The organism is Magnetospirillum fulvum MGU-K5 (assembly GCF_000442515.1).
GTDB classification, from domain to species: domain Bacteria; phylum Pseudomonadota; class Alphaproteobacteria; order Rhodospirillales; family Magnetospirillaceae; genus Phaeospirillum; species Phaeospirillum fulvum_B.
Genome location: NZ_AQPH01000100.1, coordinates 1 through 8,491, shown reverse-complemented (window position 1 = coordinate 8,491; position 8,491 = coordinate 1). Strand labels below are relative to the sequence as shown.

6 protein-coding genes are annotated in these 8,491 nt (G+C 64.4%); 3 read left to right on the top strand and 3 right to left on the bottom strand.

The window, feature by feature from the left end; genetic code table 11:
* Nucleotides 1-94: 94 nt before the first annotated feature.
* The 3 genes from ptsP to K678_RS16175 form a co-directional block, all read right to left on the bottom strand.
* Nucleotides 95-2,362, bottom strand: a complete 2,268-nt coding sequence (gene ptsP, locus K678_RS16185; RefSeq protein WP_021133553.1) for a phosphoenolpyruvate--protein phosphotransferase — start codon at nt 2,360-2,362, stop codon at nt 95-97.
* A gap of 28 nt (nt 2,363-2,390) precedes the next feature.
* The gene (locus tag K678_RS16180; protein WP_021133552.1) at nt 2,391-3,437 is read right to left on the bottom strand and encodes an NAD(P)H-dependent flavin oxidoreductase; all 1,047 of its coding nucleotides are present in this window, start codon (nt 3,435-3,437) and stop codon (nt 2,391-2,393) included.
* A gap of 89 nt (nt 3,438-3,526) precedes the next feature.
* Entirely contained in the window at nt 3,527-4,747 is a 1,221-nt protein-coding gene (locus K678_RS16175; RefSeq protein WP_021133551.1) for an aspartate kinase, read from the bottom strand.
* Between the two features lie 183 nt (nt 4,748-4,930).
* Here K678_RS16175 and ubiG point away from each other — a divergent pair, with 183 nt between their 5' ends.
* The 3 genes from ubiG to xth all read left to right on the top strand — a co-directional run bounded on the left by ubiG (nt 4,931) and on the right by xth (nt 8,392).
* Nucleotides 4,931-5,668, top strand: a complete 738-nt coding sequence (ubiG, locus tag K678_RS16170) for a bifunctional 2-polyprenyl-6-hydroxyphenol methylase/3-demethylubiquinol 3-O-methyltransferase UbiG (protein ID WP_021133550.1) — start codon at nt 4,931-4,933, stop codon at nt 5,666-5,668.
* Between the two features lie 167 nt (nt 5,669-5,835).
* Nucleotides 5,836-7,524 (top strand): methyl-accepting chemotaxis protein, encoded by a 1,689-nt coding sequence (locus K678_RS16165; protein ID WP_021133549.1) that lies wholly within the window; start codon nt 5,836-5,838, stop codon nt 7,522-7,524.
* A 70-nt stretch (nt 7,525-7,594) separates the two neighbouring features.
* Complete coding sequence (xth, locus tag K678_RS16160) at nt 7,595-8,392, top strand: exodeoxyribonuclease III (RefSeq protein WP_021133548.1); 798 nt, start codon at nt 7,595-7,597, stop codon at nt 8,390-8,392.
* Nucleotides 8,393-8,491: the final 99 nt, after the last annotated feature.

The following is an 8,491-nucleotide window of genomic DNA, read 5'->3' as shown; positions in this document are numbered from 1 at the left end:
TCCACGGCGGCGGACCCTTCTCGTCAAGCGGTTTCCTGGTGTAGCAATTCCACCGGTCCGGGGCAACCCCTGCCCGGGAATGGTGGAAGCGCTCTCACAGCAACACGCCGTGGTCGATGGCGAAGCTGCGCAATTTAGGCCGCAACGAATGATCGCGCGAGTCGAGCAGACTGTGCAGATACGGCTTCAGCACCTCGACATCGAGGCTGCGCACCATCGTCTTGACCGGACCGATGGCGGGAGCCGCCACCGACAGCGAGCGGATGCCGACCCCGATCAGGGTCATCGCATCAAGCGGCCGCCCCGCCATCTCGCCGCATACCGACAGATGGACGTTGTACTCGCGGCATTTGTCGGCGACATGACGCATGAAGCGGATCATCGACGGCGACAGCGGATCATAGCGTTCGGCGATGCGGGGATTGCCTCGATCGACCGCGAACAGGAACTGGGTCAGGTCGTTCGAGCCGATCGAGACGAAATCGACCAGCGGCAACAGCGCATCGAGCTGGAACGCCAGAGCGGGAACCTCCAGCATCGTACCGACCCGGACGCGGCTGGGCGGCACGCCGCCCACCTGCTTCTCGCGGGCGATCTCGATATCGAGGATCTCGCGGGCATGAACCAGTTCGGCCACCTCGGCGATCATCGGGAACATCACCGACAATTCGCGCCCGGCGGCAGCCCGCAGCAGCGCCCGCAATTGCTGGCGCATCACCGCCGGACGATCCAGCGTGATGCGGATCGAGCGCCAGCCCAGCGCCGGATTGTCCTCGTCCGACGGATTCCAGTAGGGCAGCACCTTGTCGCCGCCGACATCCAGGGTGCGGAACACCACCGGCTTCCCTTCCGCCTGATCGAGGATCTTGCGGTACAGCATGGTCTGGGCGTCGACGTTGGGTAAGGCCGAGCGGGCCATGAACGGCAGTTCGGTCCGGTACAGCCCGATCCCGTCGGCACCGGATTCGTGCAGATGCTGGAGATCGAGCAGCAGACCGGCATTCATAAAGATGCCGATGCGGATGCCGTCCCTGGTTTCGGCGGGCAGGTCGCGCAGCCTGGCATAGATGGCAAGGCGCTGCTGACGCTGGCTCATCGCCTCGATGAAGGATTCGCGGATATCGTCGGGCGGGCGGATGAACACCTGGCCGTTATCGCCGTCGCAGATCACCGGGTCGAACGGCTCGATCATGTCGAGCACGTCCTTGACCCGTCCCACCACCGGAATGTCGAGGGCACGGGCAACAATCGCGACGTGGGAGGTGGTCGAGCCTTCCTCCAGCACCAGCCCGCGCAATTGCTTGGGATCGTAATCGAACAGTTCCATCGGCCCGATATTGCGGGCAACCAGAATCGCCGCCTCGGGCAGTTCGCCGCGCGGACCGTCTTCGTCGTCGCCCGACAAATGCTGCAACAGCCGGTTGGCCAGATCCTCGAAATCGTGCAGCCGCTCGCGCAGGTAATTATCGGTGATCGTCGCCATCCGGGCGCGGGTGTCGTCATGCACCTTCTGCACCGCCGCCTCGGCGGTCAGGCCGGTGCGCACCGCTTCGCCGATCCGGTTCAGCCAGCCCTTGTCCTCGGTGAACATCCGATAGGTTTCAAGGACGTCGCGATGTTCGCCGTCGCGCATCTCGGGGCGCGAGAACAATTCTTCCAGTTCGGTCTTGATCGCCGCCAGCGCCCGGTTCAGCCGGTCGATCTCGATATCGGGATCTTCGGCGACAAGGCGACGGACAGTGATGCGGGGACGGTGCAGGACCGCCACCCCCAGCCCAACCCCGGCATTCAGCCGCACCCCTTCGAGGCGCAGCGGCAGCACCGCGTTACCATCGACCGGGACCAGTTCCGAACGGTTGACCAGATCGCCCGAAGCGACCAGTTCGGCCAACACCATCGCGACGGTTTCGAGGGTTTCGACCTCTTCCTCGGTGTAGTGGCGCATGGTGCGGTTCTGCACCACCAGCACGCCCAGCACGCGCGAGCCGCGGATGATCGGCACGCCCATCAGCGAGTGGAAGATTTCTTCGCCGGTTTCGGGACGATAGGCAAAGCGGGGATGCGCCTGGGCATCGGCCAGGGCCAGCGGCCGGGCGTGGGCGGCGATGTCGCCGACCAGACCTTCGGAGACGCGCAGCCGGGTCTGGTGAACCGATTCGCTTTTCAGCCCCTCGGTCGAGAACAGTTCCAGCACTTCGCCCGCACGCATCACGTAGCACGAGCAGACTTCGGCGACCATGTCGGCGGCGATCAGCGTCACCACCTTGTCCAGCCGCTCCTGAGCGGTGCCCGCTCCGGCCATGACGTCGCGCAGGCGTCCCAGCAGCCGCCGCGAAACCGATGTTGTTCCCGACGTCAGCATCACACCTCCCCCGACGCCAGCGTCCGGATCACTGCCCGACCAAGGCCAGCGACGGCCCTTCCCGGGCGGCAAGGGCGTCGATCGCCTGTTCCACCACCTCGCCCAAAATCTCGGCGGTGGGCTGTTCGCGCGTGACCAACCCGACGCTCTGACCGGCCATCAGCGAGCCGTTCTCGATATCGCCGTCGATCACCGCGCGGCGCAACGCCCCGGCCCAGTAATGCTCGATCTGAAGCTGCGCCTCCTTCTGGGTGATCTCGCCGGAGCGGCATCGGGCGATCACCTCGTGCTGGAACTCGACGAAGCGGCGGGTGGCGTTGTTGGCCAGGGCGCGTACCGGAATCACCGGGAATTGCGGATCAACCTGGACCGAAGGAATCGCATCGCGGGCCGAGGCCTTGATGAAGGATTGCTTGAAATTGGGGTGGGCGATGCATTCGGTGGCGCAGACGAACCGCGTCCCGAGCTGACAGCCCGACGCTCCCATCTCCAGGAATGACAGCATCGCCTCGCCCCGGCCGATACCACCGGCGACGAACACCGGAACCTCGGTGACCTGGGGCAGGATTTCCTGGGCCAGCACGCTGGTCGCGACCGGCCCGATATGGCCGCCCGCTTCGGTGCCTTCGATCACCAGGGCGTCGATGCCGGTCCGCACCAGCTTGCGGGCGAACGGTACCGTCGGGGCAAAGCCCATCACCCGGGCGCCCTGATCCTTGGCCCGGCGGATCGCAGCGGCGGTGGGCAGCCCACCGGCCAGCACGATATGCCCGACCGACAAACGGCCGCAGACATCGATCAGCGCGTCCAGATCGGTATGCATCGTGATCAGATTGACACCGAACGGGCGGGTGGTCAGCGCCTGGGTCGCCTGAATTTCCTCGGCCAGCCGGTCCGGCGTCATCGTGCCGCAGGCCAGAACCCCGAACCCGCCGCCGTTCGAAATCGCGGCGACCAGATTACGCTCGGATATCCACGACATCGCGCCGCCCATGATGGCGTATTCGGTGCCGAGAAATTCCCGACCGCGACGCCATAAGAGCTCAAGCCGCTGTTTCGCCTTAGCCTTGTTCATCAGATCCTCTGATCCGTTCTTTCCGCTCCCCCGGTGACCGCGGCGGGTGCCACGGCCCAGGGTAGAGACGGCCCCGTTTCGGCCCGATATCAGGCCGCGTCGAGTCCGTAAGCGGTATGAAGCGCCCTGAGCGCCAGTTCGGTGTACTTTTCCGCGATCAGCACGCTGATCTTGATTTCCGACGTCGAGATAACCTGGATGTTGATCCCCTCTTCCGCCAGGGTCTGGAACATCTTCTGAGCGATACCGGCGTGCGAGCGCATGCCGACGCCGATCACCGACACCTTGACCACGGCGGGATCGTCGCTCAGGGCCTCGAAGCCCAGATCCGGCTTGGCGGCATTCAGCACTTCGCGCGCCCGCTCCAGATCGGAGTGAGAGACGGTGAAGGTCAGATCGGTGAAGCGCCCGTCTTCCGACACGTTCTGGACGATCATGTCGACATTGACCGAGGCTTCGGCAAGCGGGCCGAAGATCGAGGCCGCCACGCCGGGCCGATCCGGCACCCGGGTCAGGGTCACCTTGGTCTCGTCGCGGCTATAGGCGATGCCGCTCACCAGTTCCTTTTCCACGATCTCATCCTCGTCGCAAACAAGAGTCCCGGGCTTGTCCTCGAAGCTCGACAGAACCTGCACCCGTACCCGATGCTTCATCGCCATCTCGACCGAACGGGTCTGCAACACCTTGGCCCCGACCGAGGCCAGTTCCAGCATCTCCTCATAGGTGATGCGGTGCAGCTTGCGCGCCTTGGTCACGATGCGGGGGTCGGTGGTGTAGATCCCATCGACATCGGTATAAATGTCGCAGCGATCGGCCCCAAGGGCCGCCGCCAACGCCACCGCAGACGTGTCGGACCCGCCGCGCCCCAACGTGCTGATCCGCTCGTCCGGCCCGACCGCCTGGAATCCCGCGACCACCGCGACCTGTCCGGCCGCCATCGCCGCCGACATCCGGGCGGTATCGATCGATTCGATCCGCGCCTTGCCGTGCACGCCGTTGCTGCGGATCGGGATCTGCCAGCCGCACCACGAGCGCGCCTCCAGCCCCAATTCCTGCAATCCGATCGCCAGCAAACCGATCGTGACCTGTTCGCCAGTCGCTACCACGGTGTCATATTCGCGCGGATCAGGCAACTTCGCCATCTGATTGCACCACGCAACCAGTTGATTGGTCACGCCGGACATCGCCGACAGGACCACCGCGACTTGATTACCAGCGTCCACCTCACGCTTGACGCGATTCGCCACATTCTTGATGCGGTCGATATCGCCGACGGAGGTGCCGCCGAACTTCATTACGATGCGAGCCATTCAGGAGACCCTTTTGCCCCGGGCGCCCAGCCTGAAAACCCAGGGACGACCCGGCCTGATACTGGAAATCTTTAACATGCCCGGTTGCCGCCGGAAGGGCGCGTATACATACTCTGTCGAAGGTTCGGAAGCAAGAGCGGCCCAGCCCGAACGGGCGGGCCTCGCCTAAGGAGGTTTTTCTACATGACTCAGCCGGGCACCGCATCGCCGGAGGAAATCGCCCGTTTCACCGCCATGGCCGACGCCTGGTGGGATCCTACCGGGAAATTCAAGCCGCTGCACAAGTTCAATCCGGTGCGGATCGACTTCATGCGCCGCCACTTCGCCGAGGTGTTCGGGCGCGATGCCGCGCTTGAGCGTCCGTTCGAGGGGCTGACCCTGCTTGATGTCGGCAGTGGCGGCGGTCTGCTGTCCGAACCTTTGGCCGCGATGGGCTTCACCGTCACCGGAATCGACGCGGGCGAGAAGAACGTCAAGATCGCCTCTCTCCACGCCGAAAAGACCGGCGCCAACGTCACCTATCGGGTTGCCTCGCCAGAACAGCTTGACCCGTCCGAGATGTTCGACGTCGTCTTGTGTATGGAAGTGGTCGAGCACGTCACCGATGTCGATCTGTTCCTGCGCGCGGCCGGTGCCCACCTGAAGCCGGGGGGCGTGTTTGTCGGCGCGACGATGAACCGTACCCCCAAGGCGTGGCTGCTGGCGGTGGTTGGTGCTGAATATGTGCTGCGCTGGCTGCCGCGCGGCACCCACGACTGGCACAAATTCGTCCGCCCGTCCGAATTCTCGCGCATCCTGGGCACCGCCGGGATCAAGACCCGTCGCTTTGTCGGCGTCGCCTATAATCCGATTTCCGACGAATGGCGCGAGACCGACAGCCTCGACGTCAATTATCTGGTGGTCGGCGACAAGGCCGCCTGACCGCTTTGCCTGAAAGGGGGGCGCGCGCTGTCGCACGCCCCCTTTTGCAGACCCAAATAATCTACCCATCTACTAGATAGTTATATTGACCCTTCCCCACCCCGTTCGCTAGGCTTGCCCGTCATCACAGGGGCACGAGTGCCGAAAACGAAGGGAACGGGACGATCATGGGTGCCATCTTCACAATTCGGGGACGGCTGATCGCCCTGGCCCTGGTCAGCGTGATCGCCACGGGAGCCATCGTTGTCGGCTGGTGGAGCGTCTTCAACGAACTGAAGGTCGGCGGCCCGGTCTATGGCCGTGTCGTTCAGGCCAAGGATTTGCTGGCCGATGTCAATCCGCCGCCGGAATACATCATCCAGGCCTATCAGACGATCTCACGCGCGCTGAACGCCGATCCCCGGGATCTCGACGGCCTGAAGCTGACCCTACTTCAGCAAAAGAGTCAGTATTTCGAGCGTCACGCTTATTGGGAAAAGGCCGGTCTGACCGGCGAGATCGCCGAGTTGCTGCTCGACCGGTCGTTCAAACCGGCGGCGAAGTTCTTCGAGGTCGCCGACACCGTCTACTTCCCCGCTCTGGCCCGCGGCAGCAACTTCCGCGCCCAGATGGCTTTTGCCGAGATGGAAATGCTCTATGACGAGCATCGCGCCGCGATCGATTCCCTGGTTGCCGCCGCCAACACCCTCTCCACCGCCACCGAAGCCGAAGCCGCCAGCCGCGAAGCCCATCTTAAAGAGGTCGTGCTCGCCCTGACCCTGCTGGCGACCCTGATTGCCCTGGTCGCACCGTTGCTGGCGTCGCGCTCGGTCACCCGCCCGCTCGACCGCCTGACCGATGCGGTGCGCCGCCTGGGCGCGGGCCAGACCGAGGCGGAAATCCCGGACACCAACCGCCGCGACGAACTGGCCCCGCTGGCGGTCGCGCTGGAGCAATGGCGGCAAAGCCTGATCGACGCCGCCGACACCGCCCGGCGCGAACAGGCCGCTCTGGCATTGCGCGACCAGCGCCAGCGCAAGATCGAGACGGCCACCCAACAATTCGACGGCTCGGTGAAGCTGTTGCTGGAAAAGATCAAATCCGCCGCCAGCGAGTTGCATCTGTCGTCCGATACCCTGACCAACAATGCCGATCAGACCCAGCGGCAAAGCGCCGATGTCTCGACCGCGACCGAACAGGCCACCGCCAATGTCGCGACGGTGGCGACGGCGACAACTCAGCTGAGCAGTTCGATCGGCGAGATCTCGCGCCAGGTCCATCAATCCGCCGCGATCGCCCGGACCGCCACCGCCGAGGCCGAAGCAGCCAACCGGACCATCGCCGGATTGTTGGAAGCGGCACAGAAGATCGGCGCGGTGGTCAACCTGATCAACGACATCGCCAGCCAAACCAATCTGCTGGCGCTGAACGCCACCATCGAAAGCGCGCGGGCGGGCGAAGCGGGCAAGGGCTTCGCCGTCGTCGCGGGCGAGGTCAAGACCCTGGCCGGTCAGACCGCGCGGGCGACCGAAGACATCGCCCAGCAGGTGACGGCGGTGCAGCAGGCGACCGAGGCGGCGGCCCGGACCCTGGACGGAATCGGCCAGACCATCCGCACCCTCAACGAACTGTCCACCGCCATCGCGGGAGCGGTCGAGCAGCAAAGCGCCGCCACCGCCGAAATCTCCCGCAATGTCGAGGAAGCCTCGGCCAACACCTCGCGGACCTCGGGCAATATCGCCGGAGTCGCCCAGGCGGCAGCGGAAACCGGCCAGATGGCCCAAGGCGTGTTCCAGGCCGCTAACGGTCTGTTGTCCGAAACCGAAACACTCGAAACCGAGGTCCAGCGTTTCCTGAACGAGGTTCGAACGGCATAATGCCGGACGCTCCGCACCCCGCGTCAGTTGGTCCGCGGGGGCGGACGAATGGCATAAGGCTTTTCAAATCATGGGTTTACGGCTGGTTACCTGGAACGTCAACTCGCTCCGGCTCAGGATCGATCTGGTCGGGCGGATCGTCGCCGAGATGGCCCCCGACATCCTTTGTCTTCAGGAAATCAAGGTTGACGACCCGCTGTTTCCTCTCGATGCCTGCCGCGATCTCGGCTTCGAGCACGTCGCCTTTCATGGGATGAAAAGCTATAACGGCGTCGCGGTGCTGTCGCGCCGCCCGATCCGGTCGGTGCGGACGCCGTCCTGGTGCGGCAAGGACGATCGCCGCCATCTGATCGCCGAACTCGACGACGGGCTCCAGGTCCACAGCCTGTATGTCCCGGCGGGCGGCGACATTCCCGACCCTGACATCAATCCCAAATTCGCCCACAAGCTCGACTTCCTGCGCCAAGTGACAGAGTGGATGCAGGCCGAAATCCGCCCCGAGGACAAAGTGATCCTGGCGGGTGATTTCAACGTCGCCCCCCTGGTCAACGACGTGTGGTCGCACAAGCAGCTTTTGTCGGTGGTCAGTCACACCCCAATCGAGGTCGAGGCGCTGACCGCGCTGCAAAACAGCGTCCCCTTCGTCGATGCGGTCCGCCACTTCGTGCCCGAATCCGAAAAGCTGTTTACGTGGTGGAGCTATCGTTCGCCCGACTGGACCCGCAACGATCGCGGCCGCAGACTCGACCATATCTGGGTCACCCCGGCGCTGAAGGACAGCCTACGCGCCACCCTGGTTGCGCGCGAGGCCCGCGCCTGGCCCCAGCCGTCCGATCATGTGCCGGTGATGGTCGATTTCGATCTGTAATACCGGCCGCCCTTTGAAATGATCCGTTCGGCGGCCGGTAAGCCCGCGCGGCGTTTGAGCGTCACCGTCTCGGCATGAATTGGGCTATCGCCCAAACCC